This is a genomic window from Xanthomonas sp. BRIP62415 (assembly GCF_003993515.1).
GTDB classification, from domain to species: domain Bacteria; phylum Pseudomonadota; class Gammaproteobacteria; order Xanthomonadales; family Xanthomonadaceae; genus Xanthomonas; species Xanthomonas euroxanthea.
The window spans coordinates 200,820-226,363 of sequence record NZ_QEZH01000006.1 but is presented as its reverse complement, the minus strand read 5'-3'; the positions used below and the strand labels follow the sequence as shown (position 1 = coordinate 226,363).

At 64.3% G+C, this 25,544-nt stretch carries 26 protein-coding genes; 12 read left to right on the top strand and 14 right to left on the bottom strand.

All coding sequences use genetic code 11. The features are described from left to right. Positions 1–104 precede the first annotated feature (104 nt). From EO141_RS01295 to EO141_RS01285, 3 genes are all read left to right on the top strand, one after another. A complete protein-coding gene (locus tag EO141_RS01295; protein ID WP_127168327.1) occupies positions 105–1,088 on the top strand; it encodes an alpha/beta hydrolase-fold protein in 984 nt (327 codons plus the stop codon). A gap of 107 nt (positions 1,089–1,195) precedes the next feature. Further along, the gene (locus EO141_RS01290) at positions 1,196–2,125 is read left to right on the top strand and encodes a CPBP family intramembrane glutamic endopeptidase (protein ID WP_102583358.1); all 930 of its coding nucleotides are present in this window, start codon (positions 1,196–1,198) and stop codon (positions 2,123–2,125) included. A gap of 295 nt (positions 2,126–2,420) precedes the next feature. Then, complete coding sequence (locus tag EO141_RS01285; RefSeq protein WP_164738995.1) at positions 2,421–2,882, top strand: DUF4126 family protein; 462 nt, start codon at positions 2,421–2,423, stop codon at positions 2,880–2,882. Between the two features lie 143 nt (positions 2,883–3,025). Here the strand turns inward: EO141_RS01285 and EO141_RS01280 are convergent, their stop codons facing one another. The 3 genes from EO141_RS01280 to EO141_RS01270 form a co-directional block, all read right to left on the bottom strand. Next, the gene (locus EO141_RS01280) at positions 3,026–3,421 is read right to left on the bottom strand and encodes a VOC family protein (protein WP_115675944.1); all 396 of its coding nucleotides are present in this window, start codon (positions 3,419–3,421) and stop codon (positions 3,026–3,028) included. A gap of 91 nt (positions 3,422–3,512) precedes the next feature. Then, a complete protein-coding gene (locus tag EO141_RS01275) occupies positions 3,513–4,487 on the bottom strand; it encodes a glutathione S-transferase family protein (protein ID WP_127168326.1) in 975 nt (324 codons plus the stop codon). A 174-nt stretch (positions 4,488–4,661) separates the two neighbouring features. Next, a complete protein-coding gene (locus EO141_RS01270) occupies positions 4,662–5,441 on the bottom strand; it encodes an SPFH domain-containing protein (protein ID WP_127168374.1) in 780 nt (259 codons plus the stop codon). Between the two features lie 429 nt (positions 5,442–5,870). Between EO141_RS01270 and EO141_RS01265 the strand changes: the two genes are divergently transcribed. The 7 genes from EO141_RS01265 to EO141_RS01235 all read left to right on the top strand — a co-directional run bounded on the left by EO141_RS01265 (position 5,871) and on the right by EO141_RS01235 (position 12,704). Further along, positions 5,871–7,457, top strand: a complete 1,587-nt coding sequence (locus EO141_RS01265; RefSeq protein WP_127168325.1) for an SDR family oxidoreductase — start codon at positions 5,871–5,873, stop codon at positions 7,455–7,457. Between the two features lie 192 nt (positions 7,458–7,649). Further along, complete coding sequence (locus EO141_RS01260) at positions 7,650–8,675, top strand: alpha/beta hydrolase (protein WP_127168324.1); 1,026 nt, start codon at positions 7,650–7,652, stop codon at positions 8,673–8,675. A 286-nt stretch (positions 8,676–8,961) separates the two neighbouring features. After that, complete coding sequence (locus EO141_RS01255; RefSeq protein WP_206514765.1) at positions 8,962–9,588, top strand: GntR family transcriptional regulator; 627 nt, start codon at positions 8,962–8,964, stop codon at positions 9,586–9,588. A 260-nt stretch (positions 9,589–9,848) separates the two neighbouring features. After that, positions 9,849–9,989, top strand: coding sequence for a lasso peptide xanthomonin 1 (locus tag EO141_RS01250; protein WP_016903879.1), 141 nt, complete (start codon positions 9,849–9,851; stop codon positions 9,987–9,989). A gap of 48 nt (positions 9,990–10,037) precedes the next feature. Further along, the gene (locus tag EO141_RS01245; RefSeq protein ID WP_104573314.1) at positions 10,038–10,184 is read left to right on the top strand and encodes a benenodin family lasso peptide; all 147 of its coding nucleotides are present in this window, start codon (positions 10,038–10,040) and stop codon (positions 10,182–10,184) included. 112 nt (positions 10,185–10,296) lie between these two features. After that, the gene (locus EO141_RS01240) at positions 10,297–10,971 is read left to right on the top strand and encodes a lasso peptide biosynthesis B2 protein (RefSeq protein ID WP_127168323.1); all 675 of its coding nucleotides are present in this window, start codon (positions 10,297–10,299) and stop codon (positions 10,969–10,971) included. Beyond that, positions 10,971–12,704 carry a lasso peptide isopeptide bond-forming cyclase gene (locus EO141_RS01235; RefSeq protein ID WP_127168322.1) on the top strand — a complete coding sequence of 578 codons (1,734 nt, stop codon included), beginning with the start codon at positions 10,971–10,973 and terminating at the stop codon, positions 12,702–12,704. Before EO141_RS01240 ends, EO141_RS01235 begins: the two co-directional genes overlap by 1 nt. A gap of 70 nt (positions 12,705–12,774) precedes the next feature. Here the strand turns inward: EO141_RS01235 and EO141_RS01230 are convergent, their stop codons facing one another. Next, positions 12,775–14,856: an Atxe2 family lasso peptide isopeptidase gene (locus EO141_RS01230; protein ID WP_241236605.1), complete on the bottom strand. Its 2,082-nt coding sequence runs from the start codon at positions 14,854–14,856 to the stop codon at positions 12,775–12,777. Between the two features lie 68 nt (positions 14,857–14,924). After that, the gene (locus tag EO141_RS01225) at positions 14,925–17,372 is read right to left on the bottom strand and encodes a TonB-dependent receptor (protein WP_127168320.1); all 2,448 of its coding nucleotides are present in this window, start codon (positions 17,370–17,372) and stop codon (positions 14,925–14,927) included. A gap of 233 nt (positions 17,373–17,605) precedes the next feature. Between EO141_RS01225 and EO141_RS21300 the strand changes: the two genes are divergently transcribed. After that, complete coding sequence (locus EO141_RS21300; protein ID WP_164738994.1) at positions 17,606–17,932, top strand: hypothetical protein; 327 nt, start codon at positions 17,606–17,608, stop codon at positions 17,930–17,932. 176 nt (positions 17,933–18,108) lie between these two features. On the opposite strand, the gene EO141_RS01220 is transcribed toward EO141_RS21300, so the two are convergent. Then, on the bottom strand, positions 18,109–18,432 hold the full coding sequence (locus tag EO141_RS01220; RefSeq protein ID WP_104585737.1) for a DUF4880 domain-containing protein: 324 nt from the start codon (positions 18,430–18,432) through the stop codon (positions 18,109–18,111). 94 nt (positions 18,433–18,526) lie between these two features. Then, positions 18,527–19,099 (bottom strand): RNA polymerase sigma factor, encoded by a 573-nt coding sequence (locus tag EO141_RS01215; RefSeq protein ID WP_241236604.1) that lies wholly within the window; start codon positions 19,097–19,099, stop codon positions 18,527–18,529. Positions 19,100–19,708: 609 nt separating this feature from the next. Here EO141_RS01215 and EO141_RS01210 point away from each other — a divergent pair. After that, positions 19,709–20,530 (top strand): hypothetical protein, encoded by an 822-nt coding sequence (locus EO141_RS01210; RefSeq protein WP_241236603.1) that lies wholly within the window; start codon positions 19,709–19,711, stop codon positions 20,528–20,530. Between the two features lie 81 nt (positions 20,531–20,611). Here EO141_RS01210 and EO141_RS01205 read toward each other — a convergent pair whose 3' ends face one another. The 7 genes from EO141_RS01205 to EO141_RS21600 all read right to left on the bottom strand — a co-directional run bounded on the left by EO141_RS01205 (position 20,612) and on the right by EO141_RS21600 (position 25,207). After that, positions 20,612–21,478 carry a hypothetical protein gene (locus tag EO141_RS01205; protein ID WP_127168318.1) on the bottom strand — a complete coding sequence of 289 codons (867 nt, stop codon included), beginning with the start codon at positions 21,476–21,478 and terminating at the stop codon, positions 20,612–20,614. 3 nt (positions 21,479–21,481) lie between these two features. Next, positions 21,482–21,895 carry a hypothetical protein gene (locus EO141_RS01200; protein ID WP_127168317.1) on the bottom strand — a complete coding sequence of 138 codons (414 nt, stop codon included), beginning with the start codon at positions 21,893–21,895 and terminating at the stop codon, positions 21,482–21,484. A 143-nt stretch (positions 21,896–22,038) separates the two neighbouring features. Next, positions 22,039–22,374 (bottom strand): hypothetical protein, encoded by a 336-nt coding sequence (locus tag EO141_RS21495; protein WP_241236602.1) that lies wholly within the window; start codon positions 22,372–22,374, stop codon positions 22,039–22,041. A gap of 210 nt (positions 22,375–22,584) precedes the next feature. Beyond that, entirely contained in the window at positions 22,585–23,739 is a 1,155-nt protein-coding gene (locus EO141_RS01190) for an XVIPCD domain-containing protein (RefSeq protein ID WP_241236601.1), read from the bottom strand. A gap of 37 nt (positions 23,740–23,776) precedes the next feature. Beyond that, the gene (locus EO141_RS01185; RefSeq protein WP_127168316.1) at positions 23,777–24,184 is read right to left on the bottom strand and encodes a hypothetical protein; all 408 of its coding nucleotides are present in this window, start codon (positions 24,182–24,184) and stop codon (positions 23,777–23,779) included. A gap of 343 nt (positions 24,185–24,527) precedes the next feature. Next, on the bottom strand, positions 24,528–24,944 hold the full coding sequence (locus tag EO141_RS01180) for a SymE family type I addiction module toxin (protein ID WP_127168315.1): 417 nt from the start codon (positions 24,942–24,944) through the stop codon (positions 24,528–24,530). After that, positions 24,941–25,207: a hypothetical protein gene (locus EO141_RS21600; protein ID WP_241236600.1), complete on the bottom strand. Its 267-nt coding sequence runs from the start codon at positions 25,205–25,207 to the stop codon at positions 24,941–24,943. Before EO141_RS21600 ends, EO141_RS01180 begins: the two co-directional genes overlap by 4 nt. Between the last annotated feature and the right edge of the window lie 337 nt (positions 25,208–25,544).

The following is a 25,544-nucleotide window of genomic DNA, read 5'->3' as shown; positions in this document are numbered from 1 at the left end:
GATGTCGGTACGCACCCAACGCGACAGAACCGGCACGCGCGGTCCGCCACGTATCGACAGCCAGCTCTCGTCTGCACCGCTGCAACGGCACCACGCTTCACCACATGCAGGAGGCTGTATTGAACAAGCTGTTATGGGCTGGATTGGCAGTATTGCTACTGACTGGCTGCGGCAAGGCACCACCGCCAGCACCCACACCCATTGCCAAAGCGACACCAGCAGCCACAGCGGATACGCCCGCTCACGCGCCTGCTAGCCAGCGTGGCGGTGGGCAACCGTATGAACTGGCCGATACGCAGGTCTGGGACGTGCCCGATCCGGCGACAGGCCGCACCTACCAGGTCTTCGTCGCGCTGCCACGCGGCTATGCGGACAATCCGCAGCGTCGTTACCCGGTGTTGTATGCCACCGATGGCGACTATGCGTTCCCGCTGGTCAAGCAGATCGCGCGGCGCTTGAACGGCGAAGGGCCAGCCATCGCCGATTTCATTCTGGTCGGGCTGTCCTACGCAGTTGGCGACGAGCCCATGCCGAGCCGCAGACGCGATTACACGCCCACCCCGGAAGATGGCCCGACCGCAGCGCCGGTTGCCACCCACGGCAAGAGCGCCGACTACATCCGCTACCTGCGCGATCGCGTGCTGCCGTTCGTCGCCAACCGCTACCGGACCGACGAACAGCGGCGCCTGTATCTGGGGCACTCGTACGGCGGCCTGCTGGGCACGCAGATCCTGTTGAGCACACCGGAGATGTTCGCCGGCTACATCCTGGGCAGCCCCTCGTACTGGTATGGCGAGCACGCGATGGTGGCGCAGGAAAACAGCTTTGCCGCGTCGCATACCGACCTGCCGGCGCAGGTGTACATGTACGTCGGCGAATACGAGCAGGTGCGCCACCACCAGAATTACGACATGGTCATCGACGCACAGAAGATGGCGCAGGCGCTGCGCGCGCGACACTATCCATCGTTGCATCTCGCGCTGGAGGTTCTCGATGACGAAGACCACTTGAGCGTCGCACCGCGCGGCATCACGCACGGGCTCAAGTCCTTGTTGCGCAGCAGCTCCTCACCGGGCGACACGCGCTGATCGACCCGGCAGTGCAACAGCGCTCATTCGCCAGCCGTATCGCAGTCGTGGCAGACGCCTCGTCCCGTTCAACCACCCGCTAGCAACCACCCACAGGCCCCCAACCCATGCACGCACCAACGCCGGCGGTTTCCAATAGCGCACTGACCACACACGGCCACGCGTCCCACCGCATTGCGCTGGGCGAGCGCAACGTCCTGCAGCCCGGCCGCCTACGCTGGCTGCGGGCGATCGGCTGGGCAGTCCTGCTGCTGGTGGCGGTCGCCACGCTGGCGCCCATGGCCGGCAGGGCCGTCGGCAGCCTGCTGCCCAAGGACTCCGGGCCGCTGCAACTGATTGCCAGCCTGGTCGGTATCGCGGTGGGCTTGGCGGTCTACGTGGTGGCGGTGCGCCTGGCCGAAGGACGGCGCGCCAGCGAGCTCGCACTACGCCCGATGTTGCCGCAGCTGAGCATTGGACTGTTGATCGGCGCGGCCATGTTCGCCGCGGTCATGGGCATCATGGCGCTGTTCGGGCTATACGACATCCAGGCGCTTGGCCCGGCGCCGGCCTGGACGGCGGTGCGCAAGGCCTTGCAGGCCGGGGTGATCGAAGAGCTGTTGTTCCGCGCCATCTTTCTGCGCCTGGTATGGCGCGCGTTCGGCCCGTGGGTGGCGTTTATCGCCTCTGCCGCGCTGTTCGGTTTCGGCCATATCGCCAACCCGCATGCAACGGCGTTTGCGGCGATTTGCATCGCACTGGAAGCAGGCATCCTGCTGGGCGCGTTCTATGCCTTGACCGGCCGCATCTGGATGTCGATCGGCGTGCATATCGCCTGGAACTTCACCCAGGGCTATCTGTTCGGCGCGGCGGTCTCCGGGACCGACATGGGCCCGGCCATTGCCCGCAGCACGGCAACGCCCGGATTTCCGCAATGGCTCACCGGCGGGGCCTTCGGCCCGGAAGCCTCGCTGCCCGGCGTGCTCATCTGCCTGGCGGTGGGTCTGTCGGTATTGTGGCTGGCGTGGCGCGCGGGCAGCTTTGCAAAGCAGCCCTGACCGGTCCTGGCGATGGCAACGCGCTGCCGCGCCCGCATGGCCAGGCAGCGCGCCGACACGGGCATGGCCTTGCCGGCTGCTGCCGCACGCCCGCACCACTACCCCGGCATGGATCGACCTGCACCTTCCCCCACGCGTCAGGCAACACCGCCCTCCCGCCAGGCAGGCACATCGCACTGGCACCGCCTTGCCATCGCGCAGACATCCGGCCTCCTAGGCTCTGGGCATCGACAACCCGACGCATGCCTGCCGGCTCCACATTGGCGCCAGGCAGCATGCTCCTGCAGAGGTGCACATGGCTTTGATCCACTCCCTCCTGATGAGCGCCGTCGCCGGCATGCGCTCGATGACCCCGCTGGCCGCAGTGGCCAACGCTGCGCGCACCGGCAAGCTCCCCGCCGACAACGGCGCGCCGGCACTGCTCGCCAATCCCCTTGCCTCGGCCGGCATGCTGGCGCTGGCCGGTGGTGAGTTGGCCGGCGACAAGATGAAAACCGCTCCCGACCGCATCGTGTTGCCCGGCATGATTGCTCGCATCGCCACCGGCGTCATCGTCGGCACCGCGCTGGCACCGCGCCATCAGCGCGGCGTGGCTGCCGTGCTGGGCGCGACCACCGCAGTGGCGGCCGCCTACCTTACCTTCAACGTGCGCATGCGCGCGATCGAACGCTATGGCCAGACCAGCACCGGTGTGGTCGAGGACGCGATCACGGTGGGCGCTGCGACGCTGATCATGCGCGACGCGGCAAAGCACTAGCCCAACACCCGGTGCCTGGGTCCGTCACCTGACGCAACCGCGTGCCGCGCCGCGGCGACGGTCACCCCACCGTCGCCCTGGCGCACCAACAGCACGCTGCCCGACAGCGCTGCGGCATGTCGCCGCAGCGCAGGCATCCGGGTCTAGACGGGCCGGTAGATCGCACAGAGCTTGTTGCCATCCGGGTCGCGCACGTAGGCCAGCCAGACCGCTCCCATGCGGCTCTCACGCTCGCCCGGCGGATCCTCGATGGACACCCCGCCTGCAGCCACGGCCGCGTCGTGGAAGGCCTGCACCTGCTCTGGCGAACTGCAGATGAAACCGACGGTGGCGCCGTTGCCGCTGGTCGCCGGTGCATCGTTGATCGGCTCGCTGACGGCGAAGGTGCTGCCGGCATGGCGATAGAACAGGCGCACATGGCCGGAGCCGGCAGTGTTGACCAGCGGCGCGGGAGCGCCGAAGACGCCGCCGAGCACCGCATCGTAGAACTGCCTGGATCGCGCAATATCGTTCGATCCCACCATCACATGATTCAGCACTGACCGCTCCTGTTGGTCACCAAGGCGCACAGCTTAGTGCACGCCATGCGGCAGTGCGCCCGAGCGCTGCGCCGTACAGCCGCCGGTTGCATCAGCCACCACGCCCATGCGGCGCCTGCAGATCCAGCAGCGGCCCCAGCGGCACGATGCCGGTGGGGTTGATCATGTCGTGGCTCTGGTAGTAATGGTGCTTGATGTGTTGGAAATTCACCGTCTCTGCGATCCCCGGCATCTGGTACAGCTCACGCAGGTAGCCGGAGAGCTGTGGATAGTCGGCAATGCGCCGCAGGTTGCATTTGAAGTGGCCCACGTACACCGCGTCGAATCGCACCAGCGTGGTGAACAGGCGCCAGTCCGCTTCGGTGAGCTGGTCGCCGCACAGGTAACGCTGCCGGCCCAGACGTGCATCGAGCCAATCCAGGCTTTCGAACAACGGCAGCACCGCCTCTTCGTACGCCGCCTGCGTGGTGGCGAAACCCGCCTTGTACACGCCGTTGTTGACGGTGTCGTACACGCGCGCATTGATCTCGTCGATCTGCTCGCGCAACGGTGCCGGATAGAAATCGCCTGCCGCAGCACCCACCTCGTCGAAGGCGCTGTTGAACATGCGGATGATGTCGGCCGACTCGTTGCTGACCACGGTATTGCGCTCGCGATCCCACAGCACCGGCACCGTCACGCGCCCGGTGTAACGCGGATCGGCATTGAGATACACCTCGTACAGGCGCTTGGCGTGGTGAACCGGATCGGCGATCACGCCCGGGCCAGGATCGAACGTCCAGCCCTGGTCGCGCATCAACCAGTTCACCACCGACACGTCGATCATCGCCTCCAGCCCTTTCAGGCGCCGGAAGATCAATGTGCGATGCGCCCACGGGCAGGCCAGCGACACATACAGGTGATAACGCCCGGGAGCGGCCTGAAAGCCGCCCTCCCCGTGCCGACCAGGGCTGCCATCGCGCGTCACCCAGTTGCGGAACTGCGATTGCGAGCGTTCGAAACGCCCGCCGCTCTTGTCGGTGTCGTACCAACTGTCCTGCCACTTGCCATCGACCAACAGGCCCATGCTGCATTCTCCGCTACACCAGTAGGCCGCAACCCTAGCCCAGCCGATTTGGAGAGTGCGTGAGCGGGCCTGCTGGCATGAGCAACCGCGACCAGCCATCTGCGCTGCAAGACCGGAGATCAACGACTGCAAGGCAATCGCGGCCCCTGCACCGCATGCGGCCGGCAACGCGCGCTATCTGGCAATCACCGACGTGCCGGACGGCACCATGTAGCAGGCCTGCGCTTTCTTGCACGCCTCTGCATTGAGTTCGGCGATCTGGCTGGCCAGATATTGTTCCGGGGTCAGCCCCATGCGATTGCGGTACGCATTGTCGGCATCGGCCCTGGCGACCTGCTCCTGTTCACGCTGCCGCTCGGCCGTGGTGGCCTCGACGAGCGTTTTGACCCGCTGCTGCTGGGCAGCGGTCAGGTTCATCTGCTGCAGGACATCCGGGTTGGGACGCGCGCGGCCCAAGGTGATGTTCTGGATCTCGATCGGCAGCTGCTGCTCCTTGACGAGGGCGCGAACGTTCTGCGTCACCGAATCGTCGATTTTTCTGGCGGTATCGGGATCGCTCATCATCTTGGTCATGTCATAGCGCTTGACTTGGTCGCGCACGATGGATGCGTATTGGCTGGCGACATTGTTCTTGAACCAATCCTGCCCGAACCTGGACAACAACAACGCCGGCGCGGTGATGCGATATTGAATCTGGGTGGAGAAGTCCAACAGGATATTGTCGCTGGACGAGAAATCGTCAAAAGCCACCTGCACCGTCTGTGGCGTCACATCCACATAGGTGACCGACGTGGTCAACCACGCATACGTCCGACCTGGCTCACGCACATCGTCCAGGCGAACGCCACCCTTGCCGAAGAACATCGGTTTATCCACCAACACGGCCTTCTGGCCCGGATCGGGCGAGACAACGGTACAGGCACAGAGCAAGCTGGCCAGCGCAGCGGCCAGCACGAACGTCTTCATCGATTTCCCCCTTGAGCGGTCGGGCGTCACTGCCGTTCCGGTGTGTTGCGAAGGTTACCTAAACTCCCGCGCATTGGCACCGGGGCCGCCCTCGCTCGAGGCTTCAACCACTGGCAGAACGCCAACTGCCTGCCATGACTGCGACGGTTCCCTCGCCACCTGCCGCGAGCGGCCGATCCAGCTGCGACACGACAGCGCACCCAAGTCCCGATCAAAACGTCCCTTGGCCGCCCTCCCCTCCGCCCCTCTCCATTGGCGCCAACCCATCACAATCGGCGAAAATAGCGGACGGCCGCACCACCGGCCAGCGGCGTGCCGTCCTCGTCCGCTGTACAAAGGCTCACCGTCCATTGCGCTCTCCTGTCGGCTGCCCGCCGCACTCGTCACGGCTTGCTGCCGTTCACTCCCGGATCCATCTTGAACACCAACGCCCCACTCCCGCCCGCCGACGACCTGCCCCTGACCGACCGCCTGCGCGCGGCGCTGGACCTGCTGGAGGCCATCGAGGCCGACCGCAGCGTGCTCGACACCCTGCCCGAGGCCGACCGCGTGCGCCTGCACCAGGTGGTGGCCAGGGTCTACCACCCCGAGCCCAAGGCGCGGCGGCAGCTGCTCAAGCAGCGCGAGCGCGAGCGGCACCAGGAGAAGGTGCGCAAGGCCGAGGCGCTGCTGGAGCAGCGCGGCATCCGCGCACTGCGGCGCAAACCGGTGTTCAGCACGCCGAACTTCTTCCCGCCGCATGCCGCCGGCCTGCACGACGCGCACAACGGCCAGAATGCCACTGCCGCACCGGAGCCCACGCATTCGCCGGAGTTGCGCCACTGCTACGTGTGCAAGCAGAAGTTCACCCAGCTGCATCACTTCTACGACCAGATGTGCCCGACCTGCGCCGAGCTGAACTACTTCAAGCGCACCGAAACCGCCGACCTGCGCGGACGCGTGGCGCTGCTGACCGGCGGCCGGGTCAAGATCGGATACCAGGCCGGTTTGAAGCTGCTGCGCGCCGGCGCTGAACTGATCGTCACCACGCGGTTTCCGCGCGATTCGGCCGCCCGCTATGCGCAGGAGCCGGACTTCAACGAGTGGGGCCATCGCCTGCAGGTGTTCGGCCTGGATCTGCGCCACACCCCCAGCGTGGAAGCGTTCTGCAGCCAGCTGCTGGCCACCCGCGACAGGCTGGACTTCATCATCAACAATGCCTGCCAGACCGTGCGCCGCCCGCCGCAGTTCTACGCGCACATGATGGCCGGCGAAACCGCCGCGCTGCATGAGTTGCCGGACATCGTGCGCAACCTGGTCGGCCATTACGAAGGCCTGCGCACGCCCGAACCACTGCGCGATGCCTCGGCGATGGCGCTGCCGGCAGTGCATGGCCGCGGCCTGGACGGCGCCGATGGCCTCACCCGCGCCGCCGAGCTGTCGCAGGTGGCGTTGCTGGACGACGAACTGGTTGGCCAGCAGCACCTGTTCCCGGAAGGACGGCTGGACCAGGACCTGCAGCAGGTGGACCTGCGCGGGCGCAACTCCTGGCGCCTGCTGATGGACGAAGTGCCCTCGGTGGAGCTGCTGGAGACCCAGCTGGTCAACGCCATCGCGCCCTTCATCATCAATGCGCGGCTGAAGCCGCTGATGCTGCGCACGCCCGAGCGCGACAAGCACATCGTCAACGTCTCGGCGATGGAAGGGCAGTTCTACCGCAACTTCAAGACCACCCGGCATCCGCATACCAACATGGCCAAGGCCGCGTTGAACATGATGACGCGCACCTCGGCGGCCGATTACCAGAACGACGGCATCCACATGAACAGCGTCGACACCGGCTGGGTCACCGACGAGGATCCGGCCGACATCGCCGCGCTCAAGGTCCAGCAGGAACGCTTTCACCCGCCGCTGGACATCGTCGATGGCGCCGCCCGCATCGTCGACCCGATCATCCACGGCGCCAACACCGGCGAGCATGTGTGGGGGCAGTTCCTCAAGGACTATGCGCCCACCGATTGGTGAGCGCTGTCTGCAGCCGGGGCTTCGCGTGATGCCGCCAGCGGCACGCAGCGCGCGCCGCTGCGATCATGCAACAGCAATCGCAACCGGCGCCCGCCGCAGATGTTGCGGCCATGTGCATAACGGCCGAGCTCCCTTTTCACCCCATTGACTGTGCCACCGCTAGCGTCAGGGTCAACCAACCGAGACGCACACATGACAGAGCACGGCAAGCCCAACCCGATCATCGACACCCTTTCCAACGTCATCGGCGCCATCCGTGCCGACGACGACATGCACGACCTGGCCCAGGCCCACGATGCGCTCGAACCCAAGGCCATCGAAAAGCTCACGCCGGCCGAAGCCCGGCAGCAGCCAACCATCGCCGATGCGGTCAAGAAGCTGCTGCAGGACCAGGGCAAGACCGCCGACCCCGAGGTGCTGGTACCCGGCGTCAAGCGCACCTCCCACACCCTGGAAACGCCTGCCGGCAATCTTTCTGCCTTCGTCTACACCCCGCAGGGCGGCACCGCACTGCCGGTCATCGTCTATTTCCACGGTGGTGGCTGGGTGATCGCCAATGCCGAGGTCTACGACGGCGGCGCGCGCGGGCTGGCCAAGGAAACCGGCGCCATCGTGGTCTCGGTCGACTATCGCCAGGCGCCCGAACACAAGTTCCCCGCCGCCTGGGACGACGCACTCGCCGCCTACGAATGGGTGCTGGCAAACGCGGCCAGCATCGGCGGCAATCCGCAGCGCGTTGCCCTTGCAGGCGAAAGCGCCGGCGGCAACCTGGCCATCGCCACGGCAGTGGCCGCACGTGACAAGGGGCTGCAGGCACCGACGCATATCCTGGCGGTGTACCCGGTTGGCCAGACCGGCAGCCTGCACACCGAGTCCTACATCGAAAACGCCATCGCCAAGCCCTTGAACAAGGCCATGATCGAATGGTTCGTGGGGCACCTGATCCGTAGCGACGCGGACAAGGCAGACACGCGCCTGGATCTGGTCAACGCCAACCTGCGCGGCCTGGCACCGGTGACGATCATCAACGCCACCATCGACCCGCTGCGCAGCGACGGCGCCAAGCTGGAAGACGCCCTCAAGGAGGCCAACGTACCGGTCGAGCGCGAGGTCTACACCGGCGTGACGCACGAGTTCTTCGGTTGTGCGGCAGTCGTTGCCAAGGCAAAGGCTGCGCAGGAGTATGCGGGCAAGCGGCTGCGTGAGTCGTTTCGCTAAGCAAGCCACGGCGCGTGGCACGCCGGTCGTGCCGCGCGACAGCAGGAACAGATAATGTTCAAACGAGGGCCGCCCTGGCAAACCAGGCGGCCCTCTTTTATTGGCCTCAGTTTGGGCGTTATAAAAACTCTTACTGTCGGGGCAGCGTATTGGCTCGCAGCCTGACTCGTACGCGGCACGATGTGACAAGCCCGGGACCAAAAGGACTACCGCAGCAACTCCTGCCGCAGCCATTGCATGTACGATCCAGCCAGGGGAGGCGTCGCGGTCAGACAAGGAGTTCGTCATGAGTGAAATCCACTCCAAACGTGCAGTTGCCTATGCGCAGGTCAGGCGCGCACTGCAGTCCGGGCGGTATCCGCCCGGTCAGCGCATCGACCCGGCAAAGCTGGCCACCGAGTTGAAGATCAGCTCCACGCCAGTTCGCTTTGCGCTGTATCGCCTGGTCGGCGAAGGCCTGCTCATCGATCACGCACGCTATGGCTTTCAGGTACCGCTGCTCACCGAGGTCGCGTTGCGAGACCTGTACGACTGGATGGAGCGCCTGTTGCGGATGGCCTGCGATATCGGCGTTGCATTGGTGCCGCATGCCCCTGGCGAGCCAGAATCCACCAGTGCAGCGGCAGACGTGGTCAAGCAGACCTGGAAGCTCTTCGATGCCATCGCCCGTGCCACCGCGCACTGGTCGCTGCACCACGCGGTCAGGCAGACCAATGACAAGCTGGCCCCGGTGCGACGTGCCAAACACGGCCTGCTCGACGGGCTCGATGAAGAACTGGCAGAGCTCACGCTGCACTGGCAGCAGCGTGAACTTGCGGCGCTGCAAACAGCGTTGCATGCCTATCACGTACGCCGCATCCAGGCCGTGCCGCGCATCGTGGCGGTCATGCATGAGCGCAGCCGTCAGGTTTGACAGCTCGGCGCTGACTGTCGCCAGCGCTACGCCTCGCAAGATCCACATGCTGTGCTGGCGCACCGCCGGCAGCGTGCATCTGATGTGGAATGAATGGCGCGATGCGACGCCACCGGCCAAGGTTGCACGGTCATCTTCGATGGCGGTCACACAGTGCATTTAATCATGACGGTGTTACGACTTAATCATTTGAAAATCAATACACCTGTTTCCTAACTTGTCTGTGTCATGGATCCCCATGGCACAACCAGGAGACAGCGATGAACATCAATGACACCACCCACAGCGATGCATCCAGCGAGATCACGGTGCTTGGCGTTGCCAGCACCGACACCAAGGGCGGCCCGCTCGCTGGCGAAGAAATCGGCGGCTTCAATGTGCCGGGCATTTCCGAAGAGTGAACCCGAGGCGTGCCTGAGCGCACGCCTCTTCCACCAGGAGTAGAGACCATGGATACCAGCAACAACGACGCGCACACCACGACGTCTGGCCAGGATCTCATCGTGCTTGGCATCGCAAGCCTGGACACACAGGGCGGGCCATTGGCAGGCGAAGAAATGGGTGGCATCACCACGCTGGGCATCAGCCAGGACTAGGCACTGCCAACGCGCGGCAGTCGCCACTCGGCCGTACATGCCGGTGGGCAACTTCCCAGGCCACGGGGCGCACTGCAACGGTGCGCCCCTTCTCTCTCTCAAGGACAGCGCCATGCAACGCTACACATTGCGCGACGACCTAGCGTTCTGCCGCATTGGCGAGCGCCTGGTGTTCCTGGATATCGGCAACGACCGCTACTTCCGCCTGCCGGAGGCACTGGAGCACTCCCTGCTCACCTATCTGGCGCAAGACCCGGTGTCGGACCTGGAGATCAACGACCTTGTCGAACGGGGACTGCTGGTGGAACGGTCGCAAGCGACCGTAGGCCCGCAGCCTTCCGTCATACCTGTTGCGCGTAGTGCGATGGAAATGCCCGTGCCGGCGCGACGACCACAGCTGCTTGAAAAACTCGAGGTACTGGCACTTGTGCTGTCCACACGCCTGGCATTGAAGCGCAACCCGCTTGGCAGGGTCCTTGGCAGCCTCTCCGCTGCAGCACAGCCTCGGGGGATGCAGCAACGCCCGCTCGCCGAACTCGAGCAACGGCTCACCGATGCGGCATCCGTCTTCCGGCGCGCACGCGTGTGGGTGCCGGTCGAGATGCGCTGCCTGCTCGATTCAGTCGCACTGGCAAGATTCCTGCGTCGGCGCCAGCTCGACGCCCAGGTTGTCTTCGGCGTCGCACTCGATCCGTTTTCGGCCCATTGCTGGGTCCAGACAGGCGATCTGGTCCTGAACGACACGGTCGGCAACGTCCATGCGCATACCCCCATCCGGGTGGTGTGATGTACCGCTACATCGCCTTGTTCAACCATGCGCAGGCACACCGCGATGGCGACCGCGCCGCTGTCGATGCGTCGTTGCGACAGATCGGGTTACAGCTACGGCAACGCGCTGGGCATATCGATCTGTATGCATCACACGACACGCCCGTGCTCGACCTGCCTGGTGGTGGCGCACTGATCGGCCATGTCTTTTCGCAGCGCAACAATGCCCCCTTGCTGGACGGCGCATCGCTGCATGCGTTGTCCGCAGCACAGCGGACGCGGCACCTGATCGAGACGCACTGGGGCGAGTACCTGCTGTTGCATGCACCGCACGCGGACCCGAGCGCCATCACCGTCATGCGCGAGCCTTCCGGCGGCGTGGCATGCGTCTACGGGCTACAGCATGGCTTCATCACCTCAGACATCTCGATCGCCACGCATGCGGGTGTGTACACGCGTGAGATCGACTGGGACGCCATCGCCCATCATCTGCACTACCCGCACCTCAAGACCGAGCGCACCGGGCTTGTCGGCGTACGCGAATTGCTGCCGGGCAGCCAGCTGTGTCTGCAGCCCGACCGCAGCAGTGTCGAACACGTCTGGAACCCCTGGGATTTCGTCGCGGCCTCTCGGCGCCGGCACGACCCACTCGACGCACAGGCGCAGCTGCGTCAGGCGGTGGCCTCGAGCGTCACCTGTTGGGCGCAGACCGATGCGTCCGTGCTGCTGGAACTCTCTGGCGGCCTGGACTCTTCCATCCTCGCCGCATGCCTGAAAGACACCGCCGCGCGCGTTGCGTGCTGCAATCTGGTCACGCCGGTGCCTGGCGCCGACGAGCGGCACTATGCCCGGCAGATGAGCGATCTGTTGGGCACCGAGCTGATCGTGCGCACCCTGGGACTCGACGCTGCACCGGTCGATTTCGCACCGCCGGCACATGCGGTCGCGCCCAGCACCTGGTTTCTGCAGCATGCCTCCAATGCGCTGAAAGAAGCGATCGGCACGCAGCTGGCCATCACCAGCTTCTTTTCCGGCGGCGGTGGCGACACCGTGTTCTGCAACACCAGAACTGCCGCGCCCGCCGCAGATGCCTTCCGTGCAGGCGGCCTGCGCGCCGGCGTCAGCGCAGTCCATGCGCTTGCCGAGCTGCATCAATGCACGCTCTGGAAAGCAGGCAGGCTGACGATCAAGAAACTCCGCGCCAAGGCCGGGCCGCCGCGCACGCCGGAGCGATCGTTCCTGCCAGGCACGCATGCTGCGGTTCCATTGCAATCGCATCCCTGGTTCGATGCCCCACCCGACAGCCTGCCCGGCGACCGCGAACGTATCTTTGATCTGGCCGGCACCCAGGTGTTCCGCGACGGACTGGCGCGCAGTGCGTCGTGGCACCTGCGCATGCCGCTGCTGTCGCAACCGGTGGTAGAAGCCTGCCTGACAGTGCCGAGCTGGATGTGGATCGCTGGTGGCCGCAATCGCGCCGTGGCACGCGATGCGTTTGCGGATGTGCTGCCTGCACAGATCCTGCACCGCCGCAGCAAAGGCACCTTCATGAACTACTCCGGCGCGGTCTATCGTCGGGGCAGGCAGCAGATCCGCGATTATCTGCTGCAGGGTCGGCTTGCAGGCCAGGGCCTGCTGGATGCCGATGCCCTGCGCCACCATTTCGACCACACATTGGCCGACGGCGACCACAGCGTCATGCGCATCTTCGACCTGTGTGCGGTCGAGAACTGGGTCCGTCATCAGGGCTGATATTGCCTGCGCTGCATAGATGCGTGCCGCCCGCATGCCAACGTGCCACGCGTCAGCCGCACCACCCACACTAGTTGCCACGCGCCGGCAGTGCCGCCTTGATTGCACGCCAGCGCGCGTACTGCACGGCCTTTTCCGGTGCAGGGTCCTGGTAATCCTGCAACCAGAAGCGGAACCAGTCGACGTTGCGCGCATACACGGCCAACTTGTGCCGGGGCTGGAACTTCTGGTGCGGCTCGTTCGCAAACACGTACAACTCGGCGCGTTGCGCACGCAGCAGTGGAATCAGGTAATCCAGCGCGTACAGATACTCCTGCTCGGAATGCTGGAACAGGATGGGCGCGCGAATCCGCTCTAGCTTGAACGCTGGCGACAGCGCCTTCCACCGCTCGGGCGTCTGCTCCGGTGCACCCAGGCCCCACATCTCGCGCAGCCCCTTGAGGAAGGGTTCGCCCTTCATGCTGCCGAACAGGTAGTACGACGGCGACACCACCGGGTTGGCCACCGAAGCGGCGGCCAGCAGGTTCGACTCGGTCGCCGTCCACAAGGTCACCGCACCGCCGAAGCTCAGCCCGCCCATGCCCACCCGCGTGCGATCGATGCCCGCCTGCGACGACAGCAAGGCCACCGCGCTTTCCACCGCCGCCAGTCCTTCGCCGTGCCGTTCCACCGCATCCATGGTGTAGCCGGGCAATTGATTGATGCACAGCGCTGCGATGCCCACCTGCGCCAACGCGGCCAGCGGCCACTCATCGCCCACGCCACCGCGCACGAAGCCCGGGCAGCTGTAGTAGGTGACGAACAATGGCAGCTTGTCCGCGCCGGTACCGTGTGCCGCAAAGAACTGCCCGCTGTAGCGCCGCCCGCGGGTATCGGTCCACTGCAACAGGCGCGCGGGCGTCGCGTTTGCCATGTCCACCGCCAACGCCGCATTGGGGTCGAACAGGACGCCGCGCGTGCCGCCGTCCAGCGCGATGCGTTCCAGACGTGGCGGGCGGTCGGCATCGGCCGTCACGCAGACCAGTGCCGTGGCCGATGCGCCACAGTGTGCCGATGGATCGCGCCCGCCATTGATCAACCCGCCGCCCTGCACCACCAGCTGCACCTGGCCGCTGGCCGGGTCCCAGCGATGGATGGATTGTGCAAGCCCCAAGGCAGGATCTGTGATGGTGAAGAGCACCTCCGTGCTCCCGGGGCGCCACTGGACGCCACTGATCGCCTTGCCCACGCAGGCTGCCTCCATACAGCGCACGGCCCTGCGCGCATGTGCACCGGGCAATACTGACAGCGCCACGTCCGGCCGGGACAGCTGCCCACTGCCGTCACCCACGCGCGACAACGCCGCTACCGCACCGCCTTGTGGCGCGCGCGCAGATTTCCACACATCGCCGACCAGGCCGCGCAGCGCGCTGACGTCGGGCTCTGCGTCAGGTCGCTGCGCATCGGCAAGCACCTGTGTAGCCCCAGTCGCCAGGTCCAGTGCCATCCACCGCGCCGGCACCCCGGCCGACAGCCCGGTACGATCGAACCACACCGAGCCGAAGCGCTGCGTGGCCAGGCGCCCGTCGACATTGCCCGAACGGAACAGGCCCTGCCCGAGCGGCACCGTCTCGTCGATCCGGATGCCCTGCGCATACTCGTCCTGTTCGGCCGCCATGACCTGCGCGCGCGTGGCGCCGACGCGGTAACGCAGCACCCGCCCATCCGCGTCCAGCGAAAACTCCTGCACATCCGCCGCATCGTGCGTCACCGGCTCCGCCCCGGAACCGTCTGCCGCCGCGCGCCACACCGCAATCACGCCATCGATCAACGCGCGGTAGTACAGCCAACGGCCATCCGGCGACCACAGCACCTTTGCAGGCAAGGACCCGCCAGCCGAATCGCGCAAGGGCACGCCGCCATCGGCAATGCGTCTGGGCGCGGCATCCTGCAGGCCCTGCACATACCAGACGGTGTCGTAGGTATTGCGCTGCACCGCTGCCTGCTCGGTGCGAAAGGCCACACTGCGGCCGTCCGGCGACAGCGTGGGGCTACCGATATCCACCACCTCCAGCAAGCGCTGGGGCGACACCGCTTGCGCGTGGCACACGCACGCACCTGCCGTCATCAGCACGCCTGCAAGCAGCAGGCGCCAGGTTTCTTGATTCCTCACGCACACACTCCTCTCAGCAACACTCAAGAGCCATGCCTGTACCTCGGCTGCAGCAGGCAGCCGACGCATCACCAGCGCTTGGACACCGACACGCTCACGAAGCGGCCGATCGCCGAATAGTTGGTGGAGTCGTACGGGGCCACGTACAGCGGCGAGGTCACCCGGTACAACGGCGGATCGCGATCGAAGGCGTTGTCCACCGATACCCCGAACTCCAGCCCCGCCCATGCATCGCGGCGTGCGCCGGTGGCGTAGCGCAACGCCACGTCGAATGTGGTGAACGATGCCGACTCCACTCCATCGGCGCGGTTGCGCACCCCGCCGCGGTAGTTGCCGAACAGCGAGGCAGTGAGCCCGCCTTGCTTCCATACCGCACCCACGCGGCTGCTCAGCCTGGGCGGGTTGAACAGCGTGCCGGACAGATCGAACGCCGGTTGCGTGGGCAACGTCTGCTGCGTGCTGTCCAGCCAGCTCGCCGCCCCGCGCAAGGTCAGCGTGCCGCGCGCCAACGCCACCTGGTAGCTACCGCTCAGGTCCAGACCCTCGATGTCCTGCTGCGCCACGTTGGCGTATTGCGTGTAGATGATTGCCGCCACCCGGCTCGGGTCGTAGGCGACGCCGGCAAAGTTGGAGAACCGGCTGGCGAGCGCAATCACATCGGCCTGCGCCTGCGGCGTCGGCATACGGTCCACGAACGGCGCGTAGATCGGATTGCGCAAGGCCTGGCTGGTATTGGCGATCGGCTGCAACACGCGGTTGCTGTAGTCCACCCCGAACCAGGTCAGCTCCGCCTCCAGGCCATCCAGCGCCTCGGGGTGCCAGGCCAGCGAGACCGAGCGGGTGATGGCGCGCTCCGGCTGCAGATCCTGGTTGCCGCCATCGGCAACCAGCACCGTCGTCCCGGCGGGAAAGCCCACCCCGCCGAACGCGCCCGGCTGGAACAGCCATGCCTCCTGCGCGTAGTTGCGCTCGAACAGCGTCGGCGCCTTGAACGACTTGCCCCACGAGGCCTTGAGCGTCACATCGCTGCCAGGCGCATACAGCACACCGAACTTGGGCGTTGTCACCCCGCCAAAGCTGCTGTAGTCCTCCCCGCGCACCGCCGCGGTCAGCGTCAGTCGCTGCACACCGGGCACGCCCTGCGCCGGGTCCACCACTGGCAGGCTCACCTCCGCATAGGCAAAGCGCGCGCTTTCGCTGCCGTCGATCGTCTCCACGCCATTGACGTGGTTGACATTGCGGAACGTGTTGCTGCGATACCCCACCCCTGCGGCAAGGCGCGCATCGCCTGCCGGCAATGCGAACAGCGGCCCCTCGGCACCCAGCTCGTAGCTGCGGCTGTCGTTGCAGTAGCACAGGTCGGTCACGCTCACCGCACCGCTGGCCAGCGCCGTTTCCTGGCGGTATTGATCGTGCTTGCTGTTGCCGTCGGTGGCGCCCAGCGTCAGCGTCCAGTCGTTGGGCAACCACACCGCAAGGCTCGGCGACAGCAGCAGGCTGGTGGTGGTCGGCGTGACCCGGCTGTTGCGGCCACTGACGGCGTAAAAGTGCAGCTGGTCGCGTTCAGTGCGTAACGCATCCAGGCGCAGCTCGGCGTTGTCGCCCAGCGCCTGGTAGGCACTCAGCAGCCCGCTGCGCAGGTCGCTGCCCGGATACAGCGTGGACGGGTCCACCAGCTGTGTGGTGTAACTGCGCTGACGGCTATAGATGGGGTCTGCCGAGACGTCCTGGTAGGTTGCAATCACGCCACCGCTGCGCCACGTGGTGCCGGCCGTGACGCTGTGTTGCCGCGACGTGAGCCCACCCTGCGTCGCCCGCCCGAAGCGCGTACCGACGTTCACCCCGTCGTAGTCGCGCTTGAGGATCACGTTGCCCACGCCACCCACCGCGTCCGACCCATAGATTGCCGACGCACCGTCGGCCACGATCTCCAGCCGCTCCACTGCCTCCACCGGGATTGCGCTGAGATCCACCGCCTGGGTGAATCCGCCATAGGCAAGCCGGCGCCCATTGAGCAGGGTGAGCGTGGCATCGGCGCCCAGGCCGCGCAGGTTGAGGCTCGCGCCACCGGTCATGTTCTGGTTCGCATTGCCGGCCCCGGCCAGGTTGCCGCTCAGCACGCCGGGGTTCTGCCCGCCGGAGAAGTTCTGCGGCACGCTGCGGATCACCTCGCCCAGATCGCTGAAATCCTCTTCCTGGATCCGCGCCGCGCTGATCGAAATCACCGGCGACGGAACTGCACCGCCCTTGATGCGCGTGCCGGTGACTTCGATGGACTCCAACTCGGTCGCGGCGGTTTGCGCCGGCGGTGCCGCCGCAATCGCAGGCCCCGGCGAGCCGCGCCTGGCCGGCTCGCCTGCGTTCGTTGCCACGGCTGCCGGCGTTTTCTGCGCCGCTGCCTCAGGTCCCGTCGCCACCTTCGCCGTCGCCGCCTGTGCCCCCACCACACCTGCCGCCCCGCTCGCCATGGCCAACAGGGCGATGGAAATGGCGTTGCGTAACGTACGTGTCTTCATGCTGCGTCCTTTGGCTTGCCTGGGTTGGCCCGCCGACGGCGCACTCCGGTCGGCCCGGTGCGCATCGCCAGCTGAGCAAGATCGGTCCTGCACCTGACTGCTGAAACACCGGCCCCCGCAACGCGGCGAACAGTGATCAGAATCGCTGACTGTTTTGCTTGCGAGCAATCGTCGCGCACGCAAGTGCCTCGGCACCCATCCGGGCCCCGACACGTCAATCGCTGTGTGCGCTATTGCCCTCCCCCACCACCTGCTGCACGTTCGACGCGCTATGCACGCATCGCCATCGCCAGTGCACGCCTTGCGACGGCAACGTTGGCAGGCGCATCAACGCGCTGCGTGTCGGCTTCCACCGCAGGTACCTGCACGCGTTGCGCGGCAGCGCGTTCCTGCGCCTCAAAATTGTGCAGCGACAGCAGCGAAACAACCGCCACTGCCAGTCTGCTGCGTGCATGATCAAAACCGACACCGCTCCCCGCTACTGCCCGTCGTGCGTGCATGTGCATCCTTCGCGTCCTGGGCGCGGCACCATCGCCATTGCGTCCCCCGACAACAAGTGATGCTGCGCAAGCGCAATGCCCTACCAGCAACGTCTGCAAGATGCAGGCAGCGCTGCAGCAAAGCGCACATTCAACGGTCTATGCGACACGCAGTGCAGAGTGCTGTGTGCTGTGTGCTGTGTGCTGTGTGCTGAGTGCCGAGTGCCGAGTGCCGAGTGCCGAGTGCCGAGTGCGCACTACTGCCTCAGCAGGTGATGCACCGCATAGCCGATCGCGGCAATCAGCATTGCTGTCAGCACCAGCCAGGGCCAGCGACGACGCCGACCGGAGGGTGGCGTCAGCAGCTCCAGGTCGTGTGCAGTGGCGGCCTGCAACTCGGGATCATCCAGCACCGCCGACGCGTGTGCGTCCACCTCGAGCAGCTGCTGGTAGGCCGCATGGTGACGCGGGTCGGCAGCCAGCCATGCCTCACGTGCGGCGCGCTCGGCCGCGTTCTCGCGCCCGTGTCGCACGAGATAGGCGGCCGCCTGCGCGTGGATGCGCTCGGACTCTGCACGCATGGCTGGTGACTCCTGGCGGGCGGTCTCCCTGCGCCCTCGCGCACGATGCTACCAGCAACTTCCGGCGGCGCCAGCCAGCCGCCTCGCAGGCCGGTTACTGCGGCAACTCCCCCACGGCCGCACGACACGCCAGCAGCGCACGGCTGATGTGCTTCTCCACCATCTTGATGGAGATGCCCATTTTCGCGGCGATCTGCGGATAGGTGAGCCCGTCGAACCGACTCAGCTTGAACGCAAGCCGGCACTTCGGCGGCAGCTCGAGCAAGGTGCGCTTGAGCAGCACATCGAGCGTCTGGCGCGCCTCGGCAATCTCGTCCACGCCGGCCTCGTCGGCCCTGATCGGCGCCACCTGATCCAGCGATACATGCTGCGCCGCCAGCCGCCGCTGACGCGAGCGCCGCAGTTCGATCACCAGATTGTGCGCAATGCGATACATCAGCAGCCGGCGGTCGCCGATGTTGGGCGCATCGCGGTACACCATCATCCGCGAGAAGGTCTCCTGCGCCAGGTCTGCAGCCGTCTCGGCATCACGCGTACGGCGGCGCAGGTACGCCAACAGCTCAGGATGCAGTGCGGACAGCGCCTGGTCGAACTCGGCACGCAGGCGCTCCCTTTCCCCAAGCGACAGCTGGCCGCGCGCCGCAGGCGGCCCGTCACGCGAGCTCATCGTAATCGCCGCGCCTTCGGCCAAGTGCCGCTGCCCACCAACGCCCCCACGCATCTTGCGACACAACACACCAGCGCCATGCGCGCGCAAGGGCCGTGCAAGTGGATCTGAACATGAGCAGTGCAGCCAAAAGGTGGAGAGTGGGTGGTGGGCACCGCACCCCGAACCGCAGCCCCACCTCTTCCTCTATGACGGCAAGCGATGCTAACCCCCTACGTCTTGCGCGTTAGTCAGCCTCGGTCGAGATCACCAAGCATTCCACACCTGGTCGCTGCAAGCGCAGTCCTGCTCGCGGCATCGCACGGTTGCCACGTTTTCCTCAACCACCCCACGCAAACAATAAGGCGGAATACTGCAGCAGTCGCGAACAATGGATACGCCGCTTGCTATGAAGCGGGCACTAGGCCACTGCATGTGGCCGAGGGAAAATGAGCCCGTACATTGCCGTCAGTACGCACATACATACGGCAGATGCAAAGCGAAACGGGCAGACTATCGTCTGCAGTGCTGATGACGGAATCAGGCACGCTGCCATCCGGATTTAGACACCGCGTAGATCGATGCAACCAACTTACGCCACGCGCATAAAAGCAAAGGAAACCCAACGTAATGGACTACCTCATGCGTACCGCCTGGATGTTCGCAGGGCTTGCCGGCACCCTCATCGCCGCGCCAATTGCTGCACAGTCAACCATCGGTGAGCCTGGGCCAACCGCATTGACGGCAGCTCCCCATACATCTGCCGTTGCGCAGCATGTGGAGGCCAAGCCGCTTGAGCCAGGCGAATACATTACAGATGCGGGATGGGGCCGGTTGCTGCTGACCAAAGACAATGGCGCGCTCCGATTCTCCGTGGAAAGCACCACCGGCCAATCCATGTGTTCATTGCAGGGCACCGTCCGCGGCACGCAAGGCAACGCAGAGGATGAAGCTGGCGCTACAGGCTGCAAGGTTCGGCTCTCACCAGTCGCCGAAGGCATCGACGTCGCAACGCCCACCCCAATGGAATGCAAAACCTTGTGCGGTTATAACGGCGGTTTTGAGGCGCGTTACCTTCGTGCCACGACAGGCTGCGACCGCAACGCCATTGCCCGCACGCGCGCGGTGTTTCAGCAGCACTACGATCGCAAGGACTATCAAGCAGCGCTCACTACACTGTCTCCCATCCTGACCCAGTGCGGGCAGACACTGGAATGGGGCGAGAAGGGAGATATGCGCAACGACCTGGCAATCACCCAATACAAGACTTCCCAGTACACGCAATGCCTGGAAACGCTGCACGACTACACTGAAGATGCAGCGTCACCAGACGATGCGGTGACGGACAACTGGCCGCCGGTCCTTGCCGATCGCTATCTGGCGATCGTCCGCGCAGCTAGAACCAATATTGGGTTGTGCAAAAAAGGGCTTGCCAGGCAAAAGAAGGACTAGCCGTCACCGACAGGCTCAAACACGAAAGACATCGGGTAGAACGCGACAATCTCCAGCCGCCCACTAGGCTCCCGTGGGCGGTTAACGTCCAGGCGCAGGCGCCTGTTGTACGGCCTGCGACTGCGCTTGGTCGTAGGCGTAGACAGCATTGTGCTGGTCGGCCATGTAGAGGCTCTGGCGCACATCGGGCGCCGGCGTCGTTGCGTCCACCTGCACACGAAATCCTGGCGTCTTCCCAGCCACAAAGATGTGGTCATCACGCAGGACGGCACCGGCGAGCTGGTCAACCCGTTCCACACCGGCCAGCTTTGCGGCAATCATCACCTCGGCGACTTTGGTATCGGAAACTGATGCCGGCAGTTGCCCACGCAGCGTATTGAAATACGCACGATCCGGATGCGAGTCTGGGAACCTGTCATGCGCCTGGTCCTGCAGGCGCGACACATCCTTGTTGATCCGATCAACATCGCTCCCGGTCACAAGGTCCCGTTCTGGATCTCCCTGGGGGCGCGCCAGTCGTGGATCGTCAGGAAACAACTGCCTGAGGCGTGGATCGTTCAAACCGGTCGCCAGATCACCGTGACGCAGCGCGTCGTATGCCTGACGCGCAAGCGCATCCTGCCCGGAGGTCTGATCGCCGAGCCGGCGGCCGGCTTCGTTGTTCCACAAGTCCATCCGGTGTTCGTAAGGATCATTTGGATGGGCCGGCCCAATCTCGGCCTCATCCCCGAACTTACGTGCAATCCACTGCTGCCCTAACGTGAGCTGGGTGACACGGCCGCTGGTATACGCATGCCGTAAGGCATCGAGCTGATCATTGTGCCCCTGCGACTGGAACGTGCCATCGGGACGCTTTGCCAAGGTGATGCCGCTCAACTGTTCGTAGTGCCGATACGCTTCCTGCTCGATCTCACGCTTGGCGCCCTTCGGATCGGTGATATCGACCATGGCTCAGGCTCCCTGCGCTGCCTTCTGAAACTCGATAGGCCCTTGATAGCCCGGATACTTCTTCTTGATCAGGATGCGATCGGATGGCGTCACACAGCTATCCTCGAGGGAATTGGCCACATGTGCCTCATCCACGAAGAACTCTTCATAAGGCAGCGGCAGCACGGATGTCTCCCCGCCCTGATCGAACTTGAGCAACAAACTGTCGTCGCGCTCGAAGCACAACGTCTTCCAGGCGAAATCAGTCAACGTCCCCGCCTCAACCACAGCCGAGTCCTTGCCGGCCAACAGCGTCACAACATGCTCGGAGAACTGTTTCTTTGAAATCGGCGGCTCGGTCATGGCGCATCCTGCAAAGGCGGCAACGACCACTGTGGCCACTGCCGAAACGTGGGGGCGGAAGATAGCGAATGGCATATGACGCGGCTCCTTCCTGCGGTAGAGGAGTGTTTCTACCAGGAGGGCGCAGTGTACGCATCTTTGTAAAAGTGGCGATTCCTTCTTTGCCAAATGTCCAAGTCCCAAGCTACTGAGAAGACCATTGACGTTGCGACGGCCGTTTACATCAAATTTGAGTAGTCGCCGATCTGATTGCATATCTCCACAGGTGGGTCATCCACCTTGACGACTCTTCGCAGGCCTCTTTCAGACTCCCCCTTTGGGGCAACGACACGGTAGACGAGATAAAACTCTCGGTCACGCTCCCAAAGACTGAATGTCGAAACTTCGGAAAATCCAAAACCTCTGCCATTCGCAGATGCAGCCTCAAAGTTGCACTCAGCATAGGCACCGAATCCACAACTGGCATCCAGGTAGCGCAACCCGTCTCTCCCACCAAGATCAAAGTGATATGAGCGCCCGTTTTCATCTTCGATGATCTGCGGTGTGATTTTCAATGCCCGGTTTACACCTGCGCTCGCCCAGTTCCGGGACTCTGCACAAAGTGAGAGATCTTGCAGCTCATGAGCACTAGTCCCGGCAAATATCAAGGTGCAACTTGTTGTAGCCAGGAGCAAAACCAGTACGCAGTTAAGTAACCTTACGCTCACATGCATACCCCGGCCTTCGTCGCAATGAGTGCGAGCGTACCAGCGATATAGAACATCTCAGCGCGTCATTGACGGGCCAGCCTGGGTAACGGCTTGCTGCGATTGCTCCAGCGCCTGCTGCTGCTCGCGCGCCTGGGCCTGAGTCTGGTTGATTGCCTGCAAGCGATCGAACGATTGGGTCTCTGGCGCCTGCACGGCGTCCACCGTCGGCATGTGCGCACGCTGGTGTGCCGGGTCATTGAGGGCGCCCTGGACGACGAAGACCTTCTCGCCCCCGGCCAGCTGAGCCGTTGGGTTGTTGAGCACGACATGGTCCACCCGCGACAGTCCTTCCTCTTTTGCCAGCGCCAGCAAGCTGGCGGTCATGCGCTGGCTTGATGCATCCCACTCCCTGCCATGCTGGGCATCGAGCTGCATCACACCGCCTTTGATCTGTTGATACAGCGGGTAGTCCGCGTGGCCTGGCTGCGAGGGTGATAGTGGCGCCTTCTGTGATGCAGAGGGTGAGTCAGGGCCCAACGCGCTTTGCTTCACATCGGAAGAAGTGATGTCACTAACGGTTCCGGGTTCCGGCCGCCCCTGCTTGCGTTGCAACGGCGCAATGTGTTTATCGTAGTAATCGCCGTAATATTGCTCGTATGTCTTACTTGGCCCAACGGAAGGTTGCTCTGTCTTGAATACCTGGGCAATCTGATTCAACGCAGCATCGCGCGTAATGCGACCTGCCATTTGTTGATCGGCAATTTTCTCGTACTGCTGTGGCCTGGTTCCGCTTCCGGCGATACCGATATCCGGCCCCTGATGATTCATAATCTCACGTCGAACCAATGCGTTGCTGAGCGTTGCTGCAGCTTCGCCACGGAGCATGTTAGTTACATAAGCTTGCTTGGACGAATAATCGGGTTCCTCGGCAAACCGATGGTGCCCAATTTCATGGGAGAGTGATCTGACAAGCCGCTCACCCTTCCCCATCGCGTTCTGATCAATCACGATTCGTCTGTCGGGAACGATGTAAGTTCCCTCGCCCGCGCGCCCCCAAACAATACCTATCTCGTCACGCTTGAGCTGAGACAAACCTGCTTGGAGCGTAGGCGACCGATCGACAAACGGCGCAAGTGCAGGATCTGTCAGCGGTGAAGTCGGGCGTACATTAGTAGATGCTGCGCCACCCTGACGCGGTTGTGGAAGTTTTGATTCTTCATTACCTTCCATTATGCATTTCCCTTGCTTGAGAAACTAAGCCTTGAGCTCATAGCTTATTAATAGAAATATAGCTCAGGTGCAACTGGTCCTCAGTCAGGCCAAAAGTGACTTTTGCGCCATCAAGCGTCATCACCCAATAGGCTCTCGAACCAGGTGCATCGGGCCGAGGTGGATAAGGAATAGCATCCTCCCAGGGAGCATTCACGAAGGCTGGACCAGGGGGCGAGAAATCTATCACCAACTTCCCGCGCGATGGATCATCTACTGCATTGCTGAACTCAACACGCTGCAATCTTTCACCAGCCAGTATGCCGCCCTCACTGACGCGCAGCTCTCTTTCCCCGTCTACCTGACGCGGTCCGAATTGAGTTCGAAGCTGCGTACTGATGGCAGCACTATCCTGGAAGTCAGTTGTGATCAAACGATCCACATCTTGCTTGAGGCGTTCCGTCACATCTTTGCTCCTGGTTTCAACGGGGGGCTTGGCAGCCGGTGCGGCTGACTGATCGTGTAGAGTGCTGGCGGCACACCCAGAATGAAGGGTACATAGCGTCAGCAACCCAAACGGTAACAACGTTGTCTTGGGGAAAGCAGTACGTCTTTGACAAAGTTGCCAAGCATGCGATCCCCAAATGCGAAGGGTCATCTTTTCTAGCCTGTGCTAGGACTGTCTCTGAAATCTAACACGCTAATGACGTTAGATCAGGCAGCCGCAGCACGTTCCCGTCCGCTTGCGTGGTGACACCGCAACGGGCCCGCAGCACTGGCTCTATCTGACCGGCGAAAGGCTCGTATCCTCACCGCCGCCCCCTATGTAATGCGGCAGCCACCTCCACCGGCGGCAACACCTCCATCAACAGCTGCCCTTCGCTGGCGGTGATGCGCAGCTTGGTGCCGATGGCAAAGCCCAGTTGTTCCAGCCATAGGCCGCTGAGGCGGACGTGGGGCACGTGCTGGTCGCCGGCGTGGTCGTGGGCGCCGGGGTAATGGGTGTAGCTGACGGTGCATTGGCGCGGGCGGCGGGCGCGGCGGGGTGCGCGCAGCGTGCCGGGGCCTTGCGGGGAGGCGTCCGGGTCGGGCGGCAGCATCGGTGGCAGCTTGGTGCGGTCGGGTTCCACAACGACCCACTGCACCCGCTTGGGCGGCGTGGGGCGCGCACGCGTGCGGGTGGGCCGTGTGCTGGCAGATGCCGTGGGTGGACGGCGGCGTGTCATGGCGCCTCCGGGTGGTGGTTGGTGGATGCGGCGACGCGCTGCTGCAACGCCACGGCCTTGCGTGCGAACCGGCGGCGCGAGGTGTGCGGTAACACACCGAGCTCGCGACTCAGCGGATGCGCGGGATGGGCGCTCGCCTGCTCAACAGCTGCGCGTGCGGCGAGCTGGCACAGCACCCCGCCTACATCTAACAGCAGGCGGTGAGCGGAGGCTGGCAATAGATCAACCGACACAGAGGCCGGCATGGATGGTGCGGTAGACATGGCAACGCCCTCCTGGAACAACCCAAGAACCGCCGCCAACGGCGACGGGATGTCGGGAGGTTCGAAACCGCAGAGAGCCGGCGGGCGTATTTCCCTTGCGGGTGTTGTATTAGCCGCCCTCCCGACACAGGCATCGCGTCGGCTTGTACCTGCAGGATGCAGGCACAAAAAACCCACCGGTTTGACGGAGGTGGGTACCGCTCTCTGAGGAGTTTCGACGCTCCTTGGCACTAGATTGCGAGCGGGGCTTGCGTGTGTCAATAGCCGCTGACGCGGATGCTTGACGCGTTTTAGTAGCCAGCTGGCGCACCACCCGCGGCTGAGGAATACTGATCGT